This window comes from Salisaeta longa DSM 21114, from assembly GCF_000419585.1.
Taxonomy (GTDB): domain Bacteria; phylum Bacteroidota; class Rhodothermia; order Rhodothermales; family Salinibacteraceae; genus Salisaeta; species Salisaeta longa.
Genome location: NZ_ATTH01000001.1, coordinates 1,593,302 through 1,618,883, shown reverse-complemented (window position 1 = coordinate 1,618,883; position 25,582 = coordinate 1,593,302). Strand labels below are relative to the sequence as shown.

General features: G+C 65.0%; 18 protein-coding genes and 1 tRNA gene. 13 read left to right on the top strand and 6 right to left on the bottom strand.

Annotation, left to right across the window (positions count from 1 at the left end; genetic code table 11):
• The first annotated feature begins 10 nt into the window (after nt 1–10).
• The 3 genes from SALLO_RS0106665 to SALLO_RS0106655 are packed head-to-tail and all read left to right on the top strand — an operon-like array spanning nt 11 to nt 2,503.
• Nucleotides 11–1,159 (top strand): aminotransferase class V-fold PLP-dependent enzyme, encoded by a 1,149-nt coding sequence (locus tag SALLO_RS0106665; RefSeq protein ID WP_022835533.1) that lies wholly within the window; start codon nt 11–13, stop codon nt 1,157–1,159.
• Complete coding sequence (locus tag SALLO_RS0106660) at nt 1,152–2,009, top strand: helical backbone metal receptor (RefSeq protein ID WP_022835532.1); 858 nt, start codon at nt 1,152–1,154, stop codon at nt 2,007–2,009. The genes SALLO_RS0106665 and SALLO_RS0106660 overlap by 8 nt, the downstream gene beginning before the upstream one ends.
• A gap of 5 nt (nt 2,010–2,014) precedes the next feature.
• Entirely contained in the window at nt 2,015–2,503 is a 489-nt protein-coding gene (locus SALLO_RS0106655; protein WP_022835531.1) for a hypothetical protein, read from the top strand.
• A gap of 62 nt (nt 2,504–2,565) precedes the next feature.
• Here the strand turns inward: SALLO_RS0106655 and SALLO_RS0106650 are convergent.
• A tRNA-Met gene (locus SALLO_RS0106650) sits at nt 2,566–2,638 on the bottom strand.
• A gap of 175 nt (nt 2,639–2,813) precedes the next feature.
• Entirely contained in the window at nt 2,814–3,689 is an 876-nt protein-coding gene (locus SALLO_RS0106645; protein WP_022835530.1) for a DMT family transporter, read from the bottom strand.
• 274 nt (nt 3,690–3,963) lie between these two features.
• Between SALLO_RS0106645 and SALLO_RS0106635 the strand changes: the two genes are divergently transcribed.
• Entirely contained in the window at nt 3,964–7,530 is a 3,567-nt protein-coding gene (locus SALLO_RS0106635) for a TonB-dependent receptor (protein ID WP_022835529.1), read from the top strand.
• 111 nt (nt 7,531–7,641) lie between these two features.
• Here SALLO_RS0106635 and SALLO_RS0106630 read toward each other — a convergent pair whose 3' ends face one another.
• Nucleotides 7,642–8,949 carry a Glu/Leu/Phe/Val family dehydrogenase gene (locus SALLO_RS0106630; RefSeq protein ID WP_022835528.1) on the bottom strand — a complete coding sequence of 436 codons (1,308 nt, stop codon included), beginning with the start codon at nt 8,947–8,949 and terminating at the stop codon, nt 7,642–7,644.
• Nucleotides 8,950–9,121: 172 nt separating this feature from the next.
• On the opposite strand from SALLO_RS0106630, the gene SALLO_RS0106625 reads away from it, so the two are divergent.
• On the top strand, nt 9,122–9,898 hold the full coding sequence (locus SALLO_RS0106625; RefSeq protein WP_022835527.1) for a TrmH family RNA methyltransferase: 777 nt from the start codon (nt 9,122–9,124) through the stop codon (nt 9,896–9,898).
• Nucleotides 9,899–9,993: 95 nt separating this feature from the next.
• Here the strand turns inward: SALLO_RS0106625 and SALLO_RS0106620 are convergent, their stop codons facing one another.
• From SALLO_RS0106620 to SALLO_RS15735, 3 genes are all read right to left on the bottom strand, one after another.
• Entirely contained in the window at nt 9,994–11,679 is a 1,686-nt protein-coding gene (locus SALLO_RS0106620) for a sodium:solute symporter (RefSeq protein ID WP_022835526.1), read from the bottom strand.
• A gap of 63 nt (nt 11,680–11,742) precedes the next feature.
• Nucleotides 11,743–14,463: an MGH1-like glycoside hydrolase domain-containing protein gene (locus SALLO_RS0106615; RefSeq protein WP_022835525.1), complete on the bottom strand. Its 2,721-nt coding sequence runs from the start codon at nt 14,461–14,463 to the stop codon at nt 11,743–11,745.
• Between the two features lie 9 nt (nt 14,464–14,472).
• A complete protein-coding gene (locus SALLO_RS15735; protein ID WP_022835524.1) occupies nt 14,473–16,929 on the bottom strand; it encodes a glycoside hydrolase family 31 protein in 2,457 nt (818 codons plus the stop codon).
• Nucleotides 16,930–17,419: 490 nt separating this feature from the next.
• On the opposite strand from SALLO_RS15735, the gene SALLO_RS15730 reads away from it, so the two are divergent.
• From SALLO_RS15730 to SALLO_RS15715, 8 genes are all read left to right on the top strand, one after another.
• Nucleotides 17,420–17,998: a GNAT family N-acetyltransferase gene (locus tag SALLO_RS15730; protein ID WP_022835523.1), complete on the top strand. Its 579-nt coding sequence runs from the start codon at nt 17,420–17,422 to the stop codon at nt 17,996–17,998.
• A 147-nt stretch (nt 17,999–18,145) separates the two neighbouring features.
• Nucleotides 18,146–19,015: a DUF547 domain-containing protein gene (locus SALLO_RS15725; RefSeq protein WP_022835522.1), complete on the top strand. Its 870-nt coding sequence runs from the start codon at nt 18,146–18,148 to the stop codon at nt 19,013–19,015.
• Between the two features lie 95 nt (nt 19,016–19,110).
• Complete coding sequence (locus SALLO_RS0106595; RefSeq protein WP_022835521.1) at nt 19,111–19,977, top strand: membrane protein; 867 nt, start codon at nt 19,111–19,113, stop codon at nt 19,975–19,977.
• An 85-nt stretch (nt 19,978–20,062) separates the two neighbouring features.
• A complete protein-coding gene (locus tag SALLO_RS15720) occupies nt 20,063–20,842 on the top strand; it encodes a DUF4230 domain-containing protein (RefSeq protein WP_022835520.1) in 780 nt (259 codons plus the stop codon).
• A gap of 124 nt (nt 20,843–20,966) precedes the next feature.
• Nucleotides 20,967–21,329, top strand: a complete 363-nt coding sequence (locus SALLO_RS0106585) for a hypothetical protein (protein WP_022835519.1) — start codon at nt 20,967–20,969, stop codon at nt 21,327–21,329.
• Nucleotides 21,330–21,398: 69 nt separating this feature from the next.
• A complete protein-coding gene (locus tag SALLO_RS0106580) occupies nt 21,399–22,139 on the top strand; it encodes a tetratricopeptide repeat protein (RefSeq protein WP_022835518.1) in 741 nt (246 codons plus the stop codon).
• A gap of 27 nt (nt 22,140–22,166) precedes the next feature.
• Complete coding sequence (locus tag SALLO_RS0106575; RefSeq protein ID WP_022835517.1) at nt 22,167–22,706, top strand: 3'-5' exonuclease; 540 nt, start codon at nt 22,167–22,169, stop codon at nt 22,704–22,706.
• A 191-nt stretch (nt 22,707–22,897) separates the two neighbouring features.
• Nucleotides 22,898–25,510 carry a CRISPR-associated helicase/endonuclease Cas3 gene (locus tag SALLO_RS15715; protein WP_022835516.1) on the top strand — a complete coding sequence of 871 codons (2,613 nt, stop codon included), beginning with the start codon at nt 22,898–22,900 and terminating at the stop codon, nt 25,508–25,510.
• The last annotated feature ends 72 nt before the right edge of the window (nt 25,511–25,582 follow it).

Below are 25,582 nucleotides of genomic sequence, written 5' to 3'. Positions count from 1 at the left end.
TGCTTTGCTTATGTCGCCGACCGACGCCCGCCGGTACTTTCCGCACACGGCCCACACGATCTACCTGAACCACGCGGCCACCGCGCCTTTAAGTCGGCCGGTGCAGGCCGCCATTGAAGGGTTTGTGCGCCAGCGGCAGGGCACAGCGCCCACCGATCCGATTGACAACTACGCGGATTTTGCGCCCGTGCCCGCCGCGGCCCGCGCCCACCTGGGGGCCCTACTCGGGGCGCCGGCCGACGATGTTGCGTGGATGCCGAACACGTCGACGGGGTTGGCGCTGCTGGCCGAGCACTTTCCCTGGACGGCCGGCGACCGGGTGGCGCTGCCTGCGTGCGAGTTTCCGGCCAACGTGTATCCGTTCATGAACCTGGAGCGCAAGGGCGTCGCGGTCGATTTTATTCCGCACACGCACGGCACGTTCACGCTGGAGGCCATTGAGGAGACGCTGACGCCCCGCACCCGCCTGCTCACGCTGTCGTGGGTGCAGTTCCTCTCGGGCTTTCAAGTGGACCTCGAAGCGGTGGGCGCGCTGTGTGCGGCGCACGACATCATCTTCTGCGTGGATGCCATCCAGGGCCTGGGGGCGCTAACGCTCGACGTGGACGCCGCACAGATTGACGCGCTCGCCGGGGGCGGCCAAAAGTGGTTGATGGGGCCGCAGGGCACGGGCTACTTCTATTGCCGCCCCGCCCTGCGCGAGCGCTTGCATCCGCCCGCCGGATGGCTGCACGGTCCGGTGGACTGGGACGACTTTTTTGCGTACGACCTGCAGTTCTACGACGACGCCCGCCAGTTTCACCTGGGCACGCCCAACAACATCGGCATTGCGGGACTGCATGCGGCGCTCGCGCTGTACCGCCGCGTGGGGCCTTCCGCCGCCGAGCGCCACCTCATGGCGCGTGCGCAGCAACTGGCCGAGGGGCTGGCCGCCTTGGGCTTTGCCCGCTACGGCACCAACGACCCCGCACACCGCAGCGGCATCGTAACGATCGACGTGCCGGAGCCCCAAGCCCTGCACGACGCCCTGAAGGCGGACGGCATCGTGGCCTCGGTGCGCAACGGAAACGTCCGCTTTGCCCCGTCGTGGTACACCACCGCAGAAGAAATCGACACCGTTCTCGATGCCATGGCGCACCATGCCCCCTCCCATGCCTGATGCCCCGGCCCCATTTCCGTACCACACCACCGATGCGCTGGGCCGCGCGGTATCGCTTGCGCAGCCGCCCGAACGCATCGTATCGTTGGTGCCCAGCCAAACGGAGCTGCTGGCCGCGCTGGACGTGGGCGAGCGGGTGGTGGGCATCACGCGCTTTTGCGAGCGGCCGGAGCACTGGCGCGAGGAAAAAATTTTGGTGGGCGGCACAAAGCAGGTCGATCCCGAAGCGGTGGCCGCGTGCCGCCCGGACCTCATCATTGCCAACAAGGAGGAAAACACGCCGGACGACGTGTCGGCCCTCGCGGAGGAAGCGCCCGTGTACGTCACCGACGTGGCGACGGTCCCCGCGGCCTGCGCGATGATGCGGGCCGTGGGCCGGCTGGTGGATCGTGCCGCAGCGGCCGACCGGCTGGCCGCGCGCGTGGCAGACGGATTCGCCGCGCTTGACGTGCAAGACACGCTGCGGGCGGCCTATTTCATCTGGCGCGATCCGTGGATGACGGTGGGCGGCGATACGTTCATCCACGATGTGATGCAGCGCGCGGGCCTTCGCAATGTGTTTGCCGATACGACGCGCTACCCCGAGGTGACGCTCGATGCCGTGCGCGCCGCCGCGCCCGATGTGGTGCTGTGCAGCAGCGAGCCGTTTCCGTTTCACCAAAAGCCGCGCTTTACGGAGGACATGCGCGATGCCGTGGAGGCGCCGGTCCATGTGGTAGATGGCCAACTGTTCTCGTGGTACGGCGCCCGCTTGCTGCACGCGCCGTCGTACCTCCAGGCGCTCCGCGCGGCCCTCGCCGCGGGCAATGCCCCGCGCCTGCTGCTCCACGACGTCCCCCAATCCGCTTGAGCCCAATGCCCGCCTCGTCCCTACCGCCCGTCGTCGATCCGGCACCTTACCTGCAGCTGATGGAGGAGCGTTTTGGCATTCCGCCGGACGTCTTTGATGCGTGGGTGATGGTGCGCCCCGGAAAGAAAAAGATCTACCTCGTGCCGCCGGACTGCACGCCGCCCGCCACGTATCGCAGCGTGGGACTGCCGTTCGTGCGGCCGGCCATGAAGTATCCCAAGCCCACCACCGAGGCCGTCCTGCAGTTTGGCCACCACGCCACGCAGAACGTCATTGCAGCGACCGCCGCGCAGGCGACGGCGTTCATGCATCGGGCGCCCTTTGCGGCGACGGAGACGCAGCGGGCGGCGTGTACGGGCCGTGGCTACGTAATCATCCGCTACCAGGACATGGCGCTGGGCATCGGATTCTGGACGGCGGACGACGCGCACACCGTGCGCAGCATGTTTCCGAAAGCCATGAAGCAACAAGCGCTTTCGGTACAGTTGCCGTGAGGAAGCAGAGCACAGGACAACAAAAAAACCCGAACCTCACATGCGTGAGATCCGGGCGGTAGTAGCGGGGGCGGGATTCGAACCCGCGACCTTCGGGTTATGAGCCCGATGAGCTACCAGCTGCTCTACCCCGCGATCGTTAAGTATGCTTGAGAGAAGCTGCGCAGCGCAACGTTGCGTGAAGCACCCATCGATGCCTCGGTGCCGCCGCGTCTCCTTTCGAAGCACACCCTTAGATGCTTGGCGCGAGCGTTTGTTCTGCCGGTTGCCGGTGTTGGTGAAAACTCCACACACCTCGCCGCACGCGTAGTTATGCTTGGGTGACAAGCAGCGTGCCGCTCACCACCAACGCGGCGCCCGCGCCCGTCCACACGTCCGGCACTTCCTGGAACAGCAGAAAGCCCCAGCACGCGGCAAACACGATTTGAAGGTACGAGATGGACATGGCCCGCCCGGCGCGCTCGGCATGCAGCCCCTTGGTGAGGAGCACCTGCGCCACCTGAGCGCACCCACCCACGCCCACCAGCAGCACGATCCACGTGAGCCACGACGGCCACACCAAATCGGCAACAAGCGCGGTGGTGGGCACCGAGCCCAGCGTAGCCACCAGCGGAAAGTAGAACACCACCACCAGCGGATGCTCGGTAGCGCGCAGCCGGCGTACCACCACATAGGCCGACGCCGCAAGGAGCGCCCCAAGCAGCGCAATGCCTACGTGCAGCGGGTTAAGGTCGGCGGTGCCAAAGAGAAACGCGGGCTGCGCAATGCACACGACGCCCGTGAGGCTTAGCAGCGCACCTAACATTTCCTGTCGCCGCAGCGACTCGCCCAGCACGGGGGCCGCGATGAGCGCCGTGAGCACCGGGTTGGTGTAATGAATGACGGTAGCATCGGCCAGGGGGAGCACCGTGAGGGCGAAAAAGAAGCAACTGAGCGCCCCAAACCCCAAAAGGCCACGCAGCCAAAGAAGGGGCTTGTTGTGGCCCCACACATCGACGTCGCTCCACCGCAGCAAAACGTAGCTGTACGCCAACGTCACAACGGCACGCACGAGCACAATCTGCTGGCTCGGGAGCATATGACCGGCCCACTTTACGCAGGCACTCATGAGGCTCCAAAAAAATGCAGCGCCAATCATGTACCAGACGCCGCGTGAGGTTTGCGTGGGCGTAGCGGTGGTGGCCATGCACACAGATTACTTTGCAACACAAGCGGGCAAACCAGACGTGTCGCTGCATGCCAAAGGTTCGTAGGGGGCGGGGCGATCGTGCGACGTATCGGTGAAATTAGATGCTTTTAGCGCTTGTGCGTAGCGGGTTTGCAATTCGGTAAAAGAGTGATAACGCAGCGGTCAAGCACTCGGCCTGCGGCCTTTCTACGTTGAGCCATGCACGCCCGGACGCCGCTCCGGTCGATGCAGCACCTTCGTTCGCTGTATGTATCCGTACAACAGAAATCCTATGAGACACCAAGCTACCACGCTGTGCATGGTGCTCGCCTTGATGCTGGGAACAGCATCGTGGGCGCATGCGCAGGGCGTAACCACCGCGACCATTCGCGGGCAGGTGGTCGATGAGTCCGGTGAACCCTTGCCGGGCGCCAACGTCGTCGCCTTACACGTACCCACCGGATCGCAATATGGCACCGCCACCAGCGCCAACGGGCGGTTCGTGCTGCCCAGCGTGCGCGTCGGTGGGCCCTACATTATTGAAGCATCGTTTGTGGGCTATCAGTCCCAGCGACTAGAGGGCATTCAGCTCGACCTGGGCGAATCGCGCCGCTTCACTCTTCGCCTAAAAGAGCAGACTGCACAGCTTGCTGAGGTGCAGATTACCGCGGACGAGGGCGGTGTATTCAACAAGGAGCGCACGGGTATTTCCACCAATATCTCGGGTGATGAAATCGACAACGCTGCCTCGCTAGACCGCAGCCTGGCGGATTTCGTGCGCCTCACGCCGCAGTCTACCACCATCAACACGGGCGACGATGGCACGGCCTTTTCGCTGGCGGGCCAGAACAACCGCTACAACACCATTTTCATCGACGGCGCGGTGAGCAACGATGTGTTTGGTCTGGCCGAGACGGGCGTTGACGGCGGGCAGACCGGCGCGTCGCCCATCAGCATCGACGCCATCAAGCAGTTCGAGATCGACATCTCGCCGTTCGACGTCACGCAGAGCTTCTTCGGCGGCGGCGCCATCAACGCGATTACGCGCAGCGGCTCGAATCAGTTTAAGGGCTCGTTTGCGTATGAGCGCCGGGAGGAGAGCTTCGTGGAAAACCTGCCGGATGGCCCGTTCCCTACGTTTACCAACAATCGCTACGTGGGCTGGGCCAGTGGGCCGATCATCGAAGACAAGCTGTTTTTCTTCGTCAACGCCGACATCCTGCGGAGTAGCACGCCGGCCCCATTCACGGCCGAATTTGCCAACGACAACGACGCCGTCGGCACCTACCGGGGAAGCGTCATCAACTCAGCGGCCGAGGTAAACAACTTCCTCGGGTTCCTCGATCAGACGCTGGGCTTCTCGCCGGGCGGCTTTCGCACCAAAGACAGCGTGCTCGACAGCAACAAGCTGCTGGGCAAGCTGGATTGGAACGTAAACCAAAACCACCGGATCACGCTGCGTTACAGCTACACGCAGTCGGACAACGTGGAGGTGGACGGAAGCGACTCCGGCGAGCTCGTCTTTAACAGCCGCAACGAGGTCTTCCCCAACACCACCCAAATTGGCGCGCTGGAGTGGAACGGCACGTTTGGCACCCGGGTGTCCAACAAGCTGATCCTGTCGTACAAAAAGGTCGAGGACGATCGCGACACGAACCTCTCGCAGCCTTTCCCTACCATCAGCATCACGGACGGCGCGGGCGCAATTGAGATTGGCGGCGAGCCGTTTTCCACTGTCAACTTCCTCTCGCAGGATGTGGCGACGCTGACCAACAACACCAACATCTTTCTGGGCGATCATACCCTCACGTTTGGTACGCACAACGAGTGGTACGACCTGAACAACCAGTTCATCCCATTCAATTACGGCTGGTACTTTTTCGACAGCGTCGACCAGTTCCGGCAGTCGGCGTGCGCGGCGGCCAATAATCCCGGGAGCATCAGCGGATGTGCGCCCTACGACGCCGACCCGAACGCGGCGGGCTATCAGCGCCCGCAGCCGGCCAACAGCTTTTTGCTGCGTGCGTTCTCGTTGGTCGATGACAACCCGAACACCCCCGGGTTTGAGGAAACGGTGGGCGATGCGACCAGCTTTGCGGGGCAGTTCAATGCGCTCCTCTCGGGCGTCTATGCGCAGGACGAGTGGCAGGTCAACGACCGCCTGCGCCTTACCTACGGGCTGCGCGTCGACTTCCCGTTCATCCTCGACGATCCGCCGTATGCGAATCCGGAGGACCCGCTGGTGCCCAACAATTCGTTGTTGAACCCGCGGAATACGACGCTGCCCACCATCGCCAACTACTACGACCTGCAAGGCGCCCAAGCCGGCGAAGCGCCGAATGCCACGCCGCACTGGGCCCCGCGCTTTGGGTTTAACTGGGACGTGTACGGCGACCAGCGCACGCAGGTGCGCGGCGGCATAGGCGTATTCACCAGTCGCCAGCCGTTTGTGTGGTACGGCGGCATGTTCTTAAACAACGGCGTACTATCTGGGCAGGTCTCAAACTTCGGCCAGAATCCGCTCGATACGGATCTTAGCGATGGCGGTCTTACCGTAGAGGATCCGTGCTGCGGGGGCCGCGCTCCCTCGGAAATCATTCCGAGTGGACGCCTGGAGCTGTTCGAGGACGAATACAAGCTGCCCCGCTTCCTGCGCTACTCGCTGGGGCTCGACCAGCAGCTGCCCGGCGGCTGGGTGGGCACGTTTGAAGGGCAATACACCAACACGCTCTCCAACGTCCTCGTCACCAACGTGAACCTGCTGCCGGCCAATGCGCGCCTCAACGGCCCCGACAACCGTCCGGTGTGGGTGCCCGAGATGTACAACAACGGCGATGTGGGGCCCTTCTCCGAAGGCGTGCGCATCGACAACCGCTATACGGCGGTGCACCGCGTGGGGAATACCGACCGCGGGTACTCCTACAACCTCACGGCGCAGCTTCGCAACACGTACGAAGATGTCTTCGGTACGGACAACGCGATGCGCGTGAATGCGTCGTACACCTACGGCGATTCGTACGTGATCAACGAGGGCACCTCCTCGCAGATCAACTCGCTGTGGGACGGCATGGAAAACGTGAACGGCGCGAACAACCTGGAGCTGTCGCGCTCCGACTTCTCGGTGGGCCACCGCATCCTAGTGCGCACCGATTACCGGCAGGCGTTTGGTGAAAACCTGGCAGCCACCATTGGCCTCACGTATGTGGGGCAGTCGGGCCGCCCGCTGTCGTATATCATCGACAACAGCGAAGACATGGTGCGCTCAAGCATTGACGAGAGCGTCTCGCTCTTTTATGTGCCCCGCACGGCGTCGGCGTTCAACTTTCAGCCGACGACAATTAACGGCGTCACGATAACGCCCCAGCAGCAGGCAGCCGCCCTGGATCAGTTCATTCAGGCCAACGACTACCTGAACCGCCACCGGGGCGAGTACACCGATCGCAACGCCGACCGCACGCCGTTTGAAGGCGTCGTCGACCTCAACTTTAAGCTTGAGGTGGCCGGCGACCTGGTAGGGCGTACGCAGTCGCTGGAGATCACGGCCGACATCTTCAACTTCTCCTCCATGCTGGGCGACATCTTTGGCACCGACTGGGGCGAGCGCTTTCAAACGCCCAGCTCGTTCTCGCCGGTGCAGTTTGAAGGGTTTGTGGATCCGCCCGGCGACGGCAACGGCACGATGGACCTGACGCCGGTGTACACGGCGGAAGTGGTGCAGGTGGCCGATACCAACGGCGATGGCACCCCCGATGCGTTCAACGGCGCAATCAGCCAGGATGCGCTGTTCGATAAGTTGCGCACCGGCTCCACCTACAGCTCGCAGTGGCAAATGCGCCTGGGCGTGCGGTACACCTTCTAACGCCCCTGAGCGTGTGTGACACGCTGCCCAAACGACCAAACGGCCCGTTGCCTCTCCGCAGCGGGCCGTCTGTTATTTGGGCCTTCGGTGATGAGCGGTACACGCAGCCGGTTAGGCGTAGATGCCGCGGATGCGCAGCGCTTCGGCGACCTTCCGGATAGACATGACGTAGGCGCCAATGCGGAGCGACACATCGTGCGTTTCGGCGGTCTCAAACACGCCGTCAAACGCCCGCGTCATGATGCGGTCCAGGCGCTCGTTGACGCGGTCGAGCGTCCAGAAATAGCCCTGGCGGTCCTGCACCCACTCGAAGTACGACACGGTGACGCCGCCGGCGTTTGCGAGAATATCGGGGATGACGATGACGCCCTTCTCGTTGAGGACGGTGTCGGCCGCCGGGGTGGTGGGGCCGTTCGCGCCTTCGGCGATAATTTTCGCCTGCACGTCGCGCGCGATCTCCTCGGTAACCTGATCTTCCTTCGCAGCGGGCACAAGAACGTCCACGTCGAGCGTCAGGAGCTCCTCGTTGGTCAGGGGCTCGGCGGCTTCGTAGCCGTCCAGCGTGCCGTCGTGGGTCTTCACGTACTCGATCATGGCCGGGATGTCGAGGCCGTCGGCGTTGTAGTAGCCGCCGGTGACGTCGCTCACGGCGACGATGGAGCAGCCCTGTTCGGCGAGCAGCTTGGCTGCGATGGAGCCTACGTTGCCAAAGCCCTGCACGGCCACGGTGCAATCGGCAGCATCGAGGCCCACGCGGTCCAGCGCGGCCAGCGTTACGGTCATCACGCCACGGCCGGTGGCCTCGGTGCGCCCCCGCGATCCGCCCAGCCCCACCGGCTTGCCTGTCACCACGGCGTTCTCGGTGCGGCGTGCGTGCATCGAATACGTGTCCAGTATCCACGCCATGATCTGGTCGTTGGTGTTCATGTCGGGCGCCGGGATGTCGCGGTCGGGGCCAAACACGTCCAGCAGGTTGGCCGTGTAGCGGCGCGTCAGGCGTTCCAGCTCACCGGGACTCATGTCGCGCGGGTTGCAAATCACGCCGCCCTTGGCGCCGCCAAAGGGCACATCCACCACGGCGCACTTCCAGGTCATCCAGGCGGCCAGGGCTTTCACCTCGCTCACGCTCACGTCGGGCGCGTAGCGAATGCCGCCCTTGCTGGGCCCCAGCACGTTGTTGTGGATCACGCGGTAGCCTTCAAACACCCGGATGTGGCCGGTGTCCATCACCACCGGAATCGAAACGGTGTGTACATGGGCCGGACGGCACAGGTACTCGTAGAAGCCCGGGTTGAGCTCCAGGATTTCTGCGGCGACGTCGAACCGCTCCATCATGGCCTGAAAGGGATCGGCCGCGTGGTCGATGGGGGCCGGTTCGCGATACACGGAGCGGTTGTACACGTCTTGTTTGAAGGGCATGGGGAACGATGGCGTAGGTGAACGATCAAGCGTGCGGGTGGGCGACAAAAGAAACAGCGCGCTGCAACCGCTTCCAGCCCACGGTATGATGCAGGGCGTGCCCTAACGGTGCAGCAAATGCCGGGTTGCTTGCCCGTCTGATGTGCTCTTCACGTTAACAGAAACCTCACGCATGCATCTTCCTGCGCTATCCAATCGCCGTCGCAAAGCCATCGCGCGCCTCGGGCAGCGCAAATATCGGAAGCGCACCGGGCGCACGCTCATTGAGGGGGTGCGCAGTGTGGAAGCGGCCCTCGCGGCGGGCGCGCCCGTCGTGGAGGGCGTCGTCACGCAAGAAGCGGCCGAGCAGTCGGCGGTGCGCACCATGCTGGCCGACGCCAACGTGCCGTGGTACCGCACCGATGCTGCGACGATGGCGCAGCTCTCCGATGTGGCGCACGCGCAGGGCGTGCTTGCCGTGGTGGAGCAGACGTACGTGTCGCCCGAAGCGCTAACGGAAGCGGCCACGGTACTCGCGCTCGACGGGGTGCAGGATCCGGGCAACGTAGGAACGCTGCTGCGCACCGCGGCCTGGTTCGGGATCGAGGCGGTGCTGTGCGGACCGGGCACGGCCGATGTCTTCCACCCAAAGGTGCTGCGGGCGGGCATGGGGGCGCAGTGGGACCTCCGCCTCGCGGCGACGCCAACGCTCGGGGCCGCGCTCGATGCGCTGCAGCAACGCGGCTTTACGCACTACGGCGCCGACCTGTACGGCACGCCCGCCGGGGCGTGGACGCCACAGACGCCGGCCGTCCTCGTGATGGGGAGCGAGGCGCACGGCCTGAGTGCGGCGGTGCGCGATCGCCTGCACGAGCCCGTCGCCCTGCCCGGCGCCGCGGGCCGCGCCGGGGTCGAGTCGCTCAACGTGGCCGTGGCGGGGGGCATCCTGCTGTACGAATGGGCCGGATAGGCCGCTGCTTGGCCGGGCGCAAGCAGCAACGGCGCGAACATCAAACGACGATGGAGGGTCGCACCGCGCTGCGGCCCATCACCCGCTGCGGCGGATCAGCTGAAGTACCACCACATCATGCCCACGAGGGCAAGCAGGAAAAGCGTGAGCCCGAGGTCCACCCGGCGCCAGTCCGATGTGTCTTCGTCGGTGCCTTCCATCGCGGCCGCCAGGTTGGCATCAACCGTCTCTTGGCCCGCGACCGGCTCATCGGCGGTGGCATAGGTGAGGCCGGCGACTTTCTCGCGGGCCGGCGGCTCGGTGAGCAAGCTCACAATCACGAGCACCGCTACGCAGATGAGGAAGAGGAAAAATGCCAGGTGCAAGAAGTTAATCTCGGCCACGTAGGCCCACACCGAGCCGTCGGGCAGCCCCGTTTTCTGTGCGCCGTTGATCAGCTCCAGGATCAGCCGGGTCGCGCCCAGCACAAAGCCGGTGCCCAGCGAGGCCAGCGCGCCCTTCGCGTTCACACGCTGCCAGAACACACCGAGCAAAAAGACCGCCGCGATGGGCGGGGCAATGTAGCCCTGTACGCTCTGCAGGTAGGTGTACAGCTGCCCGCTGATGTTGTCCATGAGTGGAATCCAGGCCAGGCCCAAAACGGTCAGGCCAACGGTAGCCAGGCGCCCCACCCACACGAGTTGCCGTTCGGTAGCATCGGGCTTAAGCTCGCGGTAAACGTCCCAGGTCACCAGCGTAGAGCACGAGTTGAAGACGCTCGACAGGGAGCTCATGAGCGCGGCCAGCAGACCGGCCACCACAATGCCACGCAGCCCCACCGGAAGCAGCGTGCCCACCAACACCGGAAGCGCCTGATCCGGCTGCTCTAGCGTCAGCAGCCCTTGCTGTTGCAGCGCATAGGCCACAATGCCGGGCAGCACGAAGATAAAGACCGGCAGGAGCTTCAGGTAACCGGCAAACATCGACCCGCGCCGGGCGTGGTCCTCGTTTTTGGCCGAGAGCGTGCGCTGCACAATGAACTGATCGGTACACCAGTACCAGATGCCCAGGATCGGTGCGCCAAAGAGAATGCCCGTCCACGGAAAGTCGGGGTGCGTCATGGGCAGCCACATGTCGAAGAAGCTCTCGCCTGCAATCTGCTGCAGCTCGGTCCAGCCGCCCAACTGCGAGATGCCGATCAGCGTCACCATCACCGAGCCGCCAATGAGGACGAAGACCTGCATCAGGTCGGTGTAGAGCACCGCGCGCAGCCCGCCCAGGATGGTGTAGAGGCCGGTAACGCCCACCACAATGAAGGCGCCGGTCCAAAACGGCACGCCAATGGCGTCGAACACCACGCCGCCCGCGAAGATCGTGACGGAGATCTTGGTGAGCACGTAGCCCACAATCGAAATCGTGGCCAGGTACCAGCGCGCGCCCGACGAGTAGCGCTTCTCCAGAAACTCGGGCATCGTAAACACGCCGCTCTTGATGTAAAACGGCACAAACACCCAGCCCAGAAGCAGCAAGATCAGCGACGCCAGCACCTCAAACTGCCCGACGGCCACACCGCTCGACGCCCCCGTGCCGGCGAGGCCAATCAGGTGCTCGCTGCCAATGTTGGAGGCAAAGAGCGACGCGCCCACCACAAACCAGCCGACGTTGCGCCCCGCCAAGAAGTAATCCGCTGAGGTTTCCTCGCCGCTTCGTTCCTTGATGGTGGCCCAGGCTGCCACCCCAAACACGACGAGAAAGTATAGCGCGATGATGCTCCAGTCGATAATACCCAGCGAAAGATCCATGCGGCCGGTTGCTCATTGGTGGAATAATACAAGCGTAACGCCCAATGTATGAAAGCGCATCCGTTATTTCAGGCGCGTGAGGCGCAAATGATCGAAATAAGCCGTATTCACATTTCCGTTCATGTTATTATTGCTTTCTGTAAAACGCACGGTGATGCTATGGGTGCCCTGATGCAAGCGCACGCGCAGGGGATTGCTGTAGCCCCAGTCGCTCCACACGTCGTCGCCGCGTTGCGGCATCACCAGCGCGCCCACCCGGCGGTTGTCCACGAGCACGGTGCGGATGGCCGCCTTGTTGTCGGTGTTTACCGGCCCGCTGCCGTTTGCGTAGCGGGCGTCGAGGGCGTACAGGCCGGGCGCGTCGACGTTCAGGGTAAAAGTGACCGTGGTGTGCCGGTCGGTGGTGAGCACGAGGTACCCGTCGCCGCGATAGCCGGTGGTTTCGGTGGACAGGGGAGCGGGCGGCTCCAGGGTGCGCACCGCGTCGTTCTGAATCACGCGCACCGGCGCGCTCAAAAACGAGGAGAATCCGTCGGGGCCTACCGCGCTCACCTGGTACTCCGAGAGCGTGCCGGTGGGCGCGACGCCGTATCGAAGCGCCGTGGTGCTGTCCACCAGCGTGCCGTTGCGGTAGATGCGGTAGCGCACGGCATCGGCCACGGCATCCCACGATAGTTTCCCCGCGGTGCGTGTAACCTGCGGCGCGCGCGGCGTGTACCGATGCGCCACGTGATGCACGCGGCCCTCGGGCAATCCACCGCTTAGCAAAAGGGTGATGTTGTGCGTACCGGAGAGGGTATCCGGGATGACGGGCTGGCGCAGGGCCTCGCCGTCCAGCGTTGTTTGCACGATGCGGCTGCCGTGCCCGCGCATGGTGATGTTGAGCGTTGCGTCGTGGTAGCGCACGCCGGTAAGGGTGCGGGTGCCGCTGTAGGCCCTGGGCACAAACGGCTGCAGGTGCAACCCATCGGGCCGAAGGCGGAAGCCAAACAGCACGCGGTACACCGATGCGAGGGTGCCCGCAACGCTCCACAACTGGCGATCGGAGTTGATTTGGGTGCCCTCGAAGTGGCCGGTTTGGATGACCATGTTTTCCTTGTTGGTCAAAAAGAGGGCCGCGGCGCGGTAGAGGCTGCCCAGGCCCTGCGTAACGCCGGGCGTGTTGCCCGCCTCGGCGTTGGCCCAGGTCCAGTACGCCTGCACGAAGGGCCACATGCTAGCGTTATGGTACGGCGGGATGTCGGGGATGTAGGGCCAAATCGTGGGCACGCCAAAGGGCGTTACCGGCTGATGGGTGGCCAGCGTGCGGGCCCGTTCCCCTGTGGCAATGCCAAACAGAATGGACAGGGAGGCGCCCAGCGCCTCGGCGCGCGGCGAGACGGTGTAGTAGTTGCGGCCGTACCGGTATTGCCCGTAGTAGCCACGGTCGGGCAGCCAAAGCCGGTCGTTCATGGCCGCGCGAACACTTTGCGCGATGGTGCGCCACCGCTTGGCCGGTGCGCCTAGCTCCTGGGCCATGGTGGCCAGCAGGTCGTACGTGCGGTAGTGCACTGCGTTGGTGCCCAGGGCCTGCGAGAGGTAGATGCCGGTGGGCGACAGCCACTTGGGGTACGACTGCTCGCGCCAGTCCAGAAACGACGACTCGCCGTAAAAGAGGCCGCTGGCTTCGTCGTAGGCCGTGCGCAGGTCGTCTTCCGCCGAGCGCTTGATGATGGGGTAGATGGTGGTGAGCCAGTCGCGGTCGCCGGTGGCCAGGTACACCTCCCACGCCGCCACGGCCCACGTCATGCGGTCGGTGGAGATGGGCCACGAGCCGCCGGTGCCGGTGTCTTGGATGATGCGGCCATCGGGCGTCACCTTGTGCATCAGGCTCTTTTTCGCCGCTTCGGGGTGCAAAAACGCAAGGCTCAGCAGAATGCTGTAGCTGATGTCGCGCGTCCACACGCCGGTCCACTTGGCGCCCGCCATAAACGCGCCGTCGTCGCGGACGCTAAGCAGCAGCTCTTCGAGCGACAGGTTGTAGAGGGCGTCCACGAGCCGCTGCTCGGAGCGGTACGTGGGGAAGCGGTCAAGGTCTTTGCTGAGGGTCCATACGGCTTGGCCTTTGGCATTGAGGGGCCGCACGTCGCGCGCGGCAAACGTGAGGGTCACGTGGTACACCCCATCGCCGTCGGGGTCGGTGAGGCGAAAGCGCGGCGAGCGGGCGGCCCGCTCGAAATCCCAGATGAGCGGATCGACGTCGCCCACAATGGCAACCGACCGAAAGTCCTCGGCCGCGATGCGCGCGCCCGACGGCGGATCGTAGAAGCCGTGTTGGCGGAAGCTCCGCAGCACAGGGCGCATGTCGAGGCGGAAGGTGACGCGCACCGAGTCGCCCGTACCGCGGGGCGCGGCCACCGTGGGGCGCGGAAACGATCCGTCGGGGCGCTCGCCGAAGGTGTACACGGGCGTCAGCACGCGGCCGTCGACGGGGCGCAGCCGCAGCCGGTGGTCGTCGCCGGAGGGCGCCTCGTTGTCTTCGCCGTTGATGCTAAACTTGAAGTTGAGCGCCGTCCGCTCGCGCTGGTAGTTGGAGACGAGGCGCGTGCGGGAAGGGGCCGCGGCGCGGAAGGGGCCTTGCGTTACCGACGTATCGGTGACGGTATAGGCCTGGTTCTGAAACAGCACCGCTTGAGCGGCGACCCGTGCGGGGACGCACAGCGCCACAAGCAGCGCCAGGCCCGCGAGGCCCTGCGGCAGCGGAAAGCGGGCGGCGGGACCAGATGCAAAGAAGCCGGTGGGCATGATGGCAGCTTATGGAGTGACAGAAATAAGCGACACGCCGCGTGCAACGAGACGTTGCGCCGAATCGGTCCGTCCGGTCCATCGCACGTGCAAGATGCGGCGGTCGGCGTCGTAAAAGGCGCCGCCGCGCTGCGCCATCGCCGCCCGCGAGGAGCGAAGCGGCACAGCCGTTCCGTTCACGTGCACGGCCGTCGGGGCGGTTGCCATCCGGTGAATGGCAGCGGTGAGCGTGCGCTCGGCCGGCAGCCCGTCGTAGGTTCCTTGCGCCGGGTGCACCGTCAGGCGAAGCGCATCGCCGGCCATCGACTGCTCGATGCGGGTAAGGGCGTACGCCCCGCTGGCGTAGGCTTGCGAGCGGCCGTCGTCCTCGTACAGCGTAAAGGCCGCGGGCGACGTGGCGTGCGGATACACCTGCAGGCCGAGGCTGTCGGCGGGCTGCGCGCCGGTATGCAGGCGCACCGGGCGCGTGGGGACGATGCGGCCGGCGCGTACAAAGAGCGGTAGGCGCGCAAGCGGCGCGTCGACCGTCACGGAGTCGCCACCGGCCACCACGGCTTCCGTCCAGTAGTGCACCCACGTTCCCTTCGGCAGGTACACCGTCTTGGCGCGCTGGCCCTCGTGCTGCACGGGCGCAACGAGGAAGGCATCGCCGAAGAGAAACGCCTCATCGTAGCCCTGCAGGTGCGGGTCGCTGGGATCGAGGAAAAAGAGCGGCCGCACGATGGGCAGGCCGGTGGTGTGGTTCTGCCAGGCAGTGGAGTAGAGGTACGGCATCAGGCGATACCGCAGCCGCACGTAGTCGCGCACGATGGCCTCCACCTGTGGCCCGTAGCCCCACGGCTCGGTGGGCTGCGGCTCAACGCCGTGGGCGCGCATGGTGGGCGTAAACGCGCCGTATTGCAGCCACCGTGCGTACAACTCGGGGGTGGTGGTGCCGCCGGTAAAGCCGCCCAGGTCGGAGCTGTAGTAGCTCAGGCCGGAAAGGCCCATGTTGAGCATGAAGGCGGTTTGCGGCTGAAACGCCGAAAAGCTCCGCCCCACATCCCCCGACCACAGAAACGTGCCGTAGCGCTGAATGCCAGCGAATCCGCTGCGCGTAAGGTTGAACATGCGCTGGTTGGGCCGCCAGGAGCGGAAGTTTTCGTAGAGCGTTTGCGCCCACAAAAAGTTGTAGATGTTGTGCACCTTTTCCGCCGAGCCCAGGTGGTGTGTCATGGCGCGCGGGTGGCGCTCCGGTTCGCCCAGGTCCGTCCACAAGCCGGCCATGGCATCGCCCATAAACTCCGGGTACTGCGACCACCACCACTGCTGGGCGGCCGGATCGGTGAGGTCGACGAGCGCCGTGCGGCACACATCGGTGGCGCACGACCACCAGTCCTCCATGATGAGCGGCTCGCCCGACGGCCCGGCGCCCGCCCAGCCCCGATCGGTAAGCGGATCGAACAGGCGGGCCTGCTCCACCACGAAGGGCTCCGTGATGGCAATCGTTTGCACGCCGCGTGCCTTCAGGTCGCGCATCATGTCGAAGGGCTGCGGGAAGCGCTCGCGGTTCCACGCCAAATCGCCCATGTGCTCAAACCAGTACAGGTCGAGGACGAGGCCGTCGACGGGAAAGCCTTTGGTGCGCAGCGTATCGACGACACCGCGGGCGTGGGCTGCGTTTTGGTAGCCGTAGCGCGACTGAATGTAGCCCAGGCCCCATTTGGGCGGCATGGGTTGGCGGCCGGTGAGCCACGTATAGTGGCGCAATTGCTCGGGGATGGCGCGGGCGGCGATGACATAATACGTGAGGGTGCCCTCCGGCTCGTAGGCCGCGTAGCGCCAGGCGGTAGTGTCGGCCACGCCGACGTCCAGGTACCCCGGATAGGTGTTGTCGATGAAGGCCGCGTAGCCACCCGAGGTGGGAAAGAACGGCACGTTCACCTTCATGACCTTCGGGGCGGTCTGGTAGCCGTACTGCTGCGTGTTGTAGAGCCGAAAGGCCGTGCCGCGCAGGTCGAACTGATGGCCGCGCTCGCCGGAGCCGTACACGTGCGTGGTGGGATCGAGCGCAAAGCGAACGCTCACGGTGGTGTCGGCAAAGACGACGCTGCTGTCGGGGGCGGCCTGCAGGACGGGCGCCCCGTCGCGGGCCACGTGAATGCGCACCGGGTCTTTCGTAACGGTGACGGTAGCGCGCGGGCTGCGCAGGTAGAGGGCCGTGGCGGTGGCGTGGCTGCGCACGGCCACCGGTTCGGGCGTAGCCACCACGGTAAACGAGCTATCCGGCGCGGTGGCCCCACGGGGCAGCCAGTCGATGCGCACCACGGCGGGGCGGTAGAAGGTGACGCGGGCCGTCGCGTGTTCGGCCGTGATCGTTGCCCCGTGCGGCGTGGCCCGGTGCGACACGTACGCCCCCGGCGTTGTTTGTGCATGCACCGGCAGGGCCCATGCAAGCGCGATCCAAATCCATCCCAGATATCTCATTGAGCGTCTGTTGTTGATCCGCAGTGGGTACACGATCTTCCGAAGCCATGGCCTTGAAAGCGCTTCGGAAAGTAGGTGCCGATGTGTACTTTCGCAAGGGGCACAGTGGGCTTCTACGGCGTGGAAGGGCTTTTGTGTAATGCGTGTATTACGATAGAAGCGCTTCCAAAATATGCTGTTTGTGCAAAAACGAAGGAGCGATCCCACGCCAGATCGGGCAAAGCGCAACGAGCGCCGCCGCGTTCAATGACTTGCCACGCAGGTGCGCCAATAGATGATACGCGGCATGCCATTTGTTGTAAGATGCAGTAGTGCGAGCTGCATGCCGGGTTGCGCGTTCGTGCGTCTGGCGCATGCGTCGGACGTCCTGCGAAGGCGAAACGATTCTTCGGCATCTTGCATTCCAGAGAAGCACGTGCACCCACGGGGCTCATCCCCCTCGCCCTCGTTTTCTTCCTCATCTACGTTCGGAAGCGCTTCCGAAACGCTTATGGAAATCCAAGTACTCCCCTCGGTGTCGCAACTGCTGCCCATTCGTGGCCGCCGCGTACACTTTGAGCCGCTGCAACGCGAAAACATCTACACCCACTTCCGCTGGAATAACGACCCGGAGCTCAACCGCCTGGACAGCGAGATTCCGTACGAGGAAGAGAGCTTTGGGGCGTTCAAAAAGCGCTTCGAACAGATGTGCGACGCCCCCTCGCCCGGCCACCGCGACTTTGAAGTCCACGTGGGCGATAAGCTGGTGGGCGTTGCATACATTGGGCGTATCAACCCGCACCACGCGCACGCCCTGGTGGGCCTTACCATTGGCAATCGCTCGTACTGGGGCGAAGGGTACGGACGCGAGTCGATGGGCTTGCTCTTGGATGTGTGCTTCGATCGCCTGAACCTGCACCGCGTGCGGGCGGAGACGTTTGAGTACAACACGGCCTGGCGCGACCTGGTGGAGGGCATGGGCTTCACAAAAGAAGGCACGGCCCGCGATTACCTCTACCGCGACGGTGCATACTGGGACAAGGAGAGCTATGGGCTGCTGGCGCCGGAGTACAACGCTGCCCAGGCGTAGGCGCCTACCCCACCGTGAGGCGCTGATGTAACGATGGATGCGGGGCGTGCACAGAAGGTCGTATCTGCCAGGAAAGGCGTGCGTGCGCATGCCGCGGCGTGACAGAACCCCTGGACGTTTGCAACTGAATGCGATCCAACCTGCATAATGCAGCAAATCAACCACGGGGTGCCGGAAAGCGCTGATGCGCTGTATGCTATCCTGATGATGTTGCTTTTCGGATGGACGAGCAGCGGCGGTGCCTTCGGTCAGCCGGCGCCGGCGGTCGGTCGCCCGGCGACAACTATAGACCATGCTCCGTTTACCCGGCTCTTGCAGGCGTATGTGGACAGCAGCGGCCGTGTGGACTACGCCGGGCTTCGACAGGTGCAGCAAACGACGCTCGCGCCCTATCTGCAGGTTTTGGCTCGCGCCGATACGTCTCACATGAGCCGCGCGCAGCAACTGGCCTTTTGGATCAACGCGTACAATGCGCTCACCTTGCGCTTGGTGCTCCGGCATTACCCGATTACGAGCTTGCGCGACCTTCCGCCATCTAATACCGCGGGGAGGACGCATGGACCGTTTGAGCGCACGGTAGGCCGCGTGGCGGGCGCGCCGCGGTCGCTCAACGAGATTGAGCACGGCATCATCCGTACGCGATTCAGCGAACCACGCATCCACTTTGCGCTGGTATGCGCCGCGATGAGTTGTCCGCCGCTGCGGCGCAGGGCCTACACGGCTGCGCGCCTCGACGCACAGCTGGCGGCGCAAGCACAGCGTTTTCTGCGCGATTCCACCAAAAACCGCATCCCGCGGCCGTCCGTTAGCGATACGCTCCAGCTTTCAAAACTCTTTCTGTGGTTTCAAGAAGACTTTGGCGGATCACCGGCGGCCGTGCAGCGCTTTCTTGCGCCGTACATGCGCGGTCCGCGGCGCGCCGCGCTTCGCAAGGCGCGCTACACCGTGACATATCGCCCGTACGACTGGTCGCTTAACGATTGGGCGCACGACCGTGCCCGGCGGCAAATGCCCTAACGCACCCGTCTGCACGAATTTTCGTCCAACCGCACATCTAGGCTCCGGATCTTCCGTACCGCAGCACCCAATATCCGGAAGCGACCTGTGGGTTCATGGCCTATCTTGCGGCTGCAATTTTCTGTAGCATTGCCATCGGTGTGGTGTTTAAGCACACCGGTGGCCGCGTCGATCGTGTGGCCCTGGTAGCCATCAACTACGGGGCGGCGGTGGGGGTAGCGCTCGTGCTGTTGAGCGGCGGCGGGGCGTCGGCCGGGGCGCTCACGTGGTCGCCGGCGCTGGTGGCCATGAGCCTGGCGACGGGCGCGCTCCTCATCGGCGGCTTCTTCATGCTCTCGTGGGCTACGGACGTCGCGGGGCTCTCGCTGGCGGTGGGCGTCATGCGCGTGTCGGTGGTGCTGCCGTTTGTGGCCTCGTGGCTCGTCTGGCACGAACCCCCGTCGCCCGCGCAACTCGTGGGGATGGTCATTGCAAGCGGCGCGTTCTTCTTGCTGTCGCACCGGCCCCAAGACGAAGGGCCCGACGCGTCGGCCGCGCGCGTCTCGCTCGTGCTGCTGTTCACCTTTCTGCTGGGCGGGGCGGTCGACATCTCCATGAAGGCGTTCGAGGAATGGTTCGGCGCGCACAACAGCCGCACCCTCTTTCTGCTGCTTTCCTTTGGCGTGGCCTTTCTGGTGGGACTCGCCATTGTGGCGTGGCGCGGCTGGCGGCACGGCCGCTGGCCCACGCGGCGCGCGCTGGGCTGGGGCGTGCTGCTCGGCATCATCAACTATGGATCGCTGGAGTTTCTGCTTGCCGCGCTAAACCGGCTGCCCGGCACGCTCGTCTTTCCGGTCAACAACATTGCCATTGTGCTGGGCGCCACCCTGCTGGGCGTGTGGACGTGGGGCGAGCGCCTAACGCGCTTCAACCGCTGGGGACTGGCGGCGGCGGTGGGGGCGCTGGCGCTGCTGGGCTGGTAGCCGGGCCGTACGGAGTCCGTGGGGAGCGATTGCACCGGCGGTCCGTATGCGTCCCGCGTACCACGATTCAGACAGCCCCCCGCCCATGAGTGATTCTGCGTCTCCTTCTACCAACGACGCTACCGGCCGCTCGCCGTGGACGGCCCGTCAGAAGATTGCGGCCTGGGGCGGTGTGGTGGTGGGGCTGCTTGTGGCCGTTGCCGTGGCGGTGTGGCAGGTGCCGCCCGGGGCCGCGACGGTGGAGCGCACTGTGATTACAACGCTTCAGGAGGAGACGCCCGCGTCGTTTTTGGTGACGGGGCAGCTCGACATTACGGTGGAGCAGACCGTGCAGCGCACCGCGAGCGTCGCGCCGTGGTTCTTCAACGCGGTGCGCGCCTGGGCCCCAAGCTTCGACTGGGATCAGGGCACCACGCAGGCGACGGTGCGCGTGCCGGGCACGGTGTCGTACGGCTTCAACGTGCAACAGCTCTCGGCCGACATGATCGATGTGGCACCCGACGGCCGCATCGTGGTGGAGCTGCCGCCGCTTACGGTGCATGCGGTTGAGCCGCACCTGGGGCAGATGAAGATGCGCACCACCGCCACGGGCTGGATGCAGCTCGCTTCGACCGCCGCAACCGACTCGGTGAAGGCACGCGCGCTGCGTACGCTGCAGCCGGCCTTCGAAAAGCAAGCCCGCCGGCACCTTCAGCAAGCCACGCAGCCGCGCATTAACACCGCACAGGCCGTGCAGCAGATGCTCACGCCAGCCCTGCGCGCAGCCGGTATCGACACGCCCACGTTCCGCTTTCAAATCCGCAACGACCTCACGCTGCACGCCCCCGAGACTCCGTCCGACAGCAGTCTACACCCGACGCCTTGATGATTTCTTAACGCTTGGGGCGGCGGTTATGGAATACTTCTCGCAGAAACTTGACACCAACACGTAGGACCTGTACTTTCTGGCAGGTTCCGGGGGACAATCTTCTAACGACTCATCCGTGCATATGCAGCGCGTCGTATCCGATGAACCGTTGCTCGTGTCGCCGTGCGATGTACCCAATCAGTCGTTGTTTTGGGGGCGCGCCTACCTCTACTCCGATCGCATCATCATTACCGGGTGGACGTGGCGCGGGCGGTATCGTGAATGCGTGGCGCTCGACCGGGTCGAAAGCACCCGGTGGTGGGGCGGACTGGACGATGTCAACTTTATGTTGCGGCTGCAGAACGACCGGCGCGTTCCGCTACAGCTCAAACGAAGCGCCGGGCGCTGGCACTGCTGCGTGAGCGATCTGCTGGATCATGACGTGCTCGCGTCGCCCGCGCTTCCCTCGCCCACGCCGCCGCCCAACATGAACCGCGCCGCGTAGCTGCTAGGCCGCCCGAACCTTTTCCCTGCCGGGCCTTCACCGCCTTCCACAATCGATTGCTGGCCGCATATGCGACGTCTCTTGCTCTCTTTCGTTTTAAGCATCGCGTGCGTGGGTGCCGCACACGCGCAAGCGCTTCCGCTAAGCACCATCGACAGCCTGCGGCAGGCCGGGGCGTTCCAAGAAGCGCTCGAAACCATTAACACGGCCCAGACCGGACGGCCCCCGGCGGTGGCGCTGCTGTGGCGGGAGGCCCTCACCGAAGTCGACATTGGCGAGCAACGGTCGGGCGATGCACAGGCGCAGCAGTATGCCAAGGCGCTAGAGACCGCACAGCAAGCCCTTGCGGCCGACTCATCGAACGCGCATGCGCACTTGGCCCTGGCGATTGCGCAGGGGCGCGTGGCGCTGAATGCCGGAACGGGCGAGCGCATCCGCCGGTCGCGCGCGGTGAAGACCCACGTGGATCGGGCCATCGCGCTCGATTCGACCCTGGCCCCTGCGTACCACGTGCGCGCCCGCTGGAACCGTGAGGTGGCGGACCTCGGCTTTTTCTCGCGGGCTATTGTGCGCACCGTGTACGGCGGCCTGCCCGAGGCATCGTTTGAACAAGCCGTTCGCGACTTCAAAACGGCCATCCGCCTCGAAGACAAAATTATTCATCACGTGGAGCTTGCGCGCACGTACATGAAAATGGACGAGGAAGACCCGGCGCGCAAGCACCTCAATATAGCCCTTCAGATGCCCGTGAAGGACCCGGATGATCCGCGGCACAAGGAAGACGCCCGGAAGCTGCTGGACGACGTGTAGCCTCCGGCGTTGCACCGGAGCGATGGCATGCGCATGCACAGCCCGTGGGCCGACGGTCCGATATCGGTTGCACCGCTGCGTTTCTTTGATATCGAGACCACCGGCTTGCGCCCCGACCGCGGCGCGCGCATCACCGAGACGGCACTGGTGGATCATCGCGGATTGGTGCTGCACGGGACGGCCGATCCCTCCGCATCCGGCTACGATGCCGCGCTGGCCCGTCACCTTGACGCGCTGTTCGCCGCGCTCAGTGAACACGTGGTGGTGGGCCATCATCTGGCCTTTGATGTGCGGTTTGTGGCGCGCGAAGCCGATCGTCTCGGGCAGCGCGGCCCGCAGCTTTGGGGCCTCGACACGCTCGCGCTGGCCCGCCGGGCCAACCTGCCGGTGCCCAACCATCGCCTCGGCACGCTGCTCACGCACTTCCAGATCACGCCCAGCGGCCCTTTGCACACCGCCCCGGTCGACGCGCGGGCGACGCGGGCCCTCTTTTGGGCGCTCATCGACCAACTCGGACTCCGCACGCTACGGGAAGCCGGCGTGCAACGGATGCAGTGGGCCCCGTGAGGAGGGCTACATTGCAGGCAAAGTGGACACCGAATGTCCACCTCGCTGCTGAACGCCGGCTATGTTGAAGCACGTCACACCCACAACCGCGGGCCGCGAGCAACGGAAGCATTTCGCATGCTACCGGAGACGTTACGTTCGCACCGCCCGGTTGTCTTTCCATCGCGCCTCTGCTCCAATCCATTCCTGCTATGCACGGTACCCCCCACCCCCGCCAGTTCTGGGCCAAGCTCAAATACAAGGACAACGACCGCACCACCGGCACTATCACCGGATGGCATCCGCTCATTGCCCACGCGGCGGATGTGGCGGCCGCCACCGAAGCGTTGCTCACCCGCACGGTTCTCCGCGATCGCCTGGCGCGGCTCATCGGCTGGGAGGCCCTTTCGGACGTGCACGTGGCGCGCCTGGGCGTCTTTGCCGCGCTGCACGACGCCGGCAAAGTCAACCACGGCTTCCAGAACATTGCCCACGATGCAAAGCCCACGGCCGATCATGTGCGGCCCATCGTTAACGTCCTCAGCGCACCGGAGCCCATGCGGTGGCTAAAGCCGTTGCCGATTGTGGAAATGGCCGAATGGTTTCCGGCCGATCCAACGGGGGAGACCCTGATGCACTTTCTGCTTGCCACGTGGGGACATCACGGCAAGCCCGTGCCTGTAGAATCGTTCGACAAGCGGCTGTGGGCCCCCACCGACGCCCGCGATCCTGCCGACGGTCTGCATCAACTCGCGACGGCCACGCAGCGCTGGTTTCCGAAGGCGTTCACCGAGGCCCGTCCGTTTCCCGATGCCCCCGTGCTGCAGCACGCCTTCAACGGCGTCCTGACGCTGGCGGACTGGATGGGCTCCGACACCCGCTTCTTCGACTATGCCACCGAAGAACGCCCGATGGAGCGCGCCCGCCGTTGTGCCCACCGGGCCGTCGACACGCTGTTTCTGGATGCCGAGCAGACCCGCCGCGCGTTGGACGCGCCCGTCGGTTTTGGGCCGATCTTGGGGGGATGGACCCCGTACCCGATGCAGGAGGCGGTGCAGGCGCTGCCTATTCACGACAGCGGCAGCCTGTCGATTCTGGAATCGGACACGGGGTCGGGCAAGACGGAGGCCGCCCTTGCGCGCTTCATGCGCCTCTTTCAGGCGGGGCAGGTCGATGCGCTCTACTTTGCCGTTCCCACCCGCAGTGCCGCCACGCAGCTCCATGAACGCGTAACCGATACCGTGCGGCGCATCTTTCCCGAGGACCGCCGCCCGCCCGTGGTGCAGGCCGTGCCGGGCTACCTGAAGGCCGATGACACCGAAGGCACGCGCCTTCCGGGGTTTAAGGTGCGCTGGGACGACGAAATTGAGCATCGCGGCTGGGCGGCCGAAACGTCGAAGCGCTACCTCGCCGCACCCATCGCCGTGGGCACCATCGATCAGGTGCTGCTTTCGGCCCTGCAGGCCAGCCACGCCCACATGCGCGCCGCCGCGCTGCTGCGCCACTTCCTGGTGATCGACGAGGTGCACGCCTCGGACGTGTACATGACGGCCGTCACCGACCGGGTGCTCGACCGGCACCTGTCGGCCGGCGGCCACGCGCTCTTGATGTCGGCCACCCTGGGCGCCGCGGCCCGCACGCATCTTGCCACCGGTGGCACGGGGCAAACGCCGTCGCTGGACGCCGCCACCGTCACCGCCTATCCGCTCGTGACGCACGTCGACGCCGCACGCCAGCATCCCGAAGCAACGCACGCCGCCTCGTCCGATCAACAGAAAACGGTGGAGCCGTCGCTTGTGCCCATCGCCGACGACCCGCAGGCCATTGCCCGCCGAGCGCTGGAGGCCACCCGCGAGGGCGCCCGCGTGCTTATCATCCGCAACCTGGTGGACGACTGCAAGGCCGTGCAGCGCGCCCTCGAAGCGGAGGCAGACGATGCAGGATTGCTGTTTGGCATCAACGGCACGCCCGCCCCGCACCACTCGCGCTTTGCCCCCGACGACCGCCGCCTGCTCGACCGGCGCATCGAAGCGGTGTACGGCAAAGACGCGCGCTCTACGGCCGACGGCCGCGTGGTGGTTGCTACGCAGACCGTGGAGCAGTCTCTCGACATCGACGCGGACCTGCTGCTCACCGACCTCTGTCCGATGGATGTGCTCTTGCAACGCATCGGCCGGTTGCACCGCCACACCCGCCCGCGGCCCGACGGATATGCTACGGCCCGGTGCCTCGTCCTCACCCCCGCAGGGCGCGATCTCACCGCCGCCCTTACGCCTGAGGGCAAGGCGCTGAAGGGTCCGCACGGCCTGGGCACCGTCTACCAAGACCTGCGCATGGTGGAAGCTGCGTGGCAGGTGCTGGAAGCGGGCGGCGCGTGGGACATCCCGCACGACAACCGCCGCCTCGTGGAGCACGCCACCCATCCCGAGGTGTTGCGCGCGATCGTAACGGCGGGCGACGAGCGATGGGCGGCCCACCAGAAGCACATCATGGGCAAGGCCAGCGCCGACCGCATGCTGCACGACCTGGCCACGTACGACCGGTCGCAGCCGTTTGGCGAAGAGCTGTTCGGGGACGCGCTTGACCAGATCAAGACGCGCCTCGGGCAGAACACCCATCGCATCGTGCTTCCTGACGCGATGATGGGCCCCCTTGGAAAGACACCACTTACCGAGCTGTCGGTGAGCGAGTGGCAACTCGGCGGCCCGCCCGATACCGAAGACGCAACCGATGTACAGGCCTTCGACGGCGGATTCCGGTTTCAATTCGCCGGTCACGCCTTCCGCTACGACCGCTTCGGGCTCACACGCACCACAGACCGATGATAGAAAGCGAATGGACAACATCCCAAAACGTGTTGCTCAGCTAATCTCCGGAACGATGGCACAAACCACCAA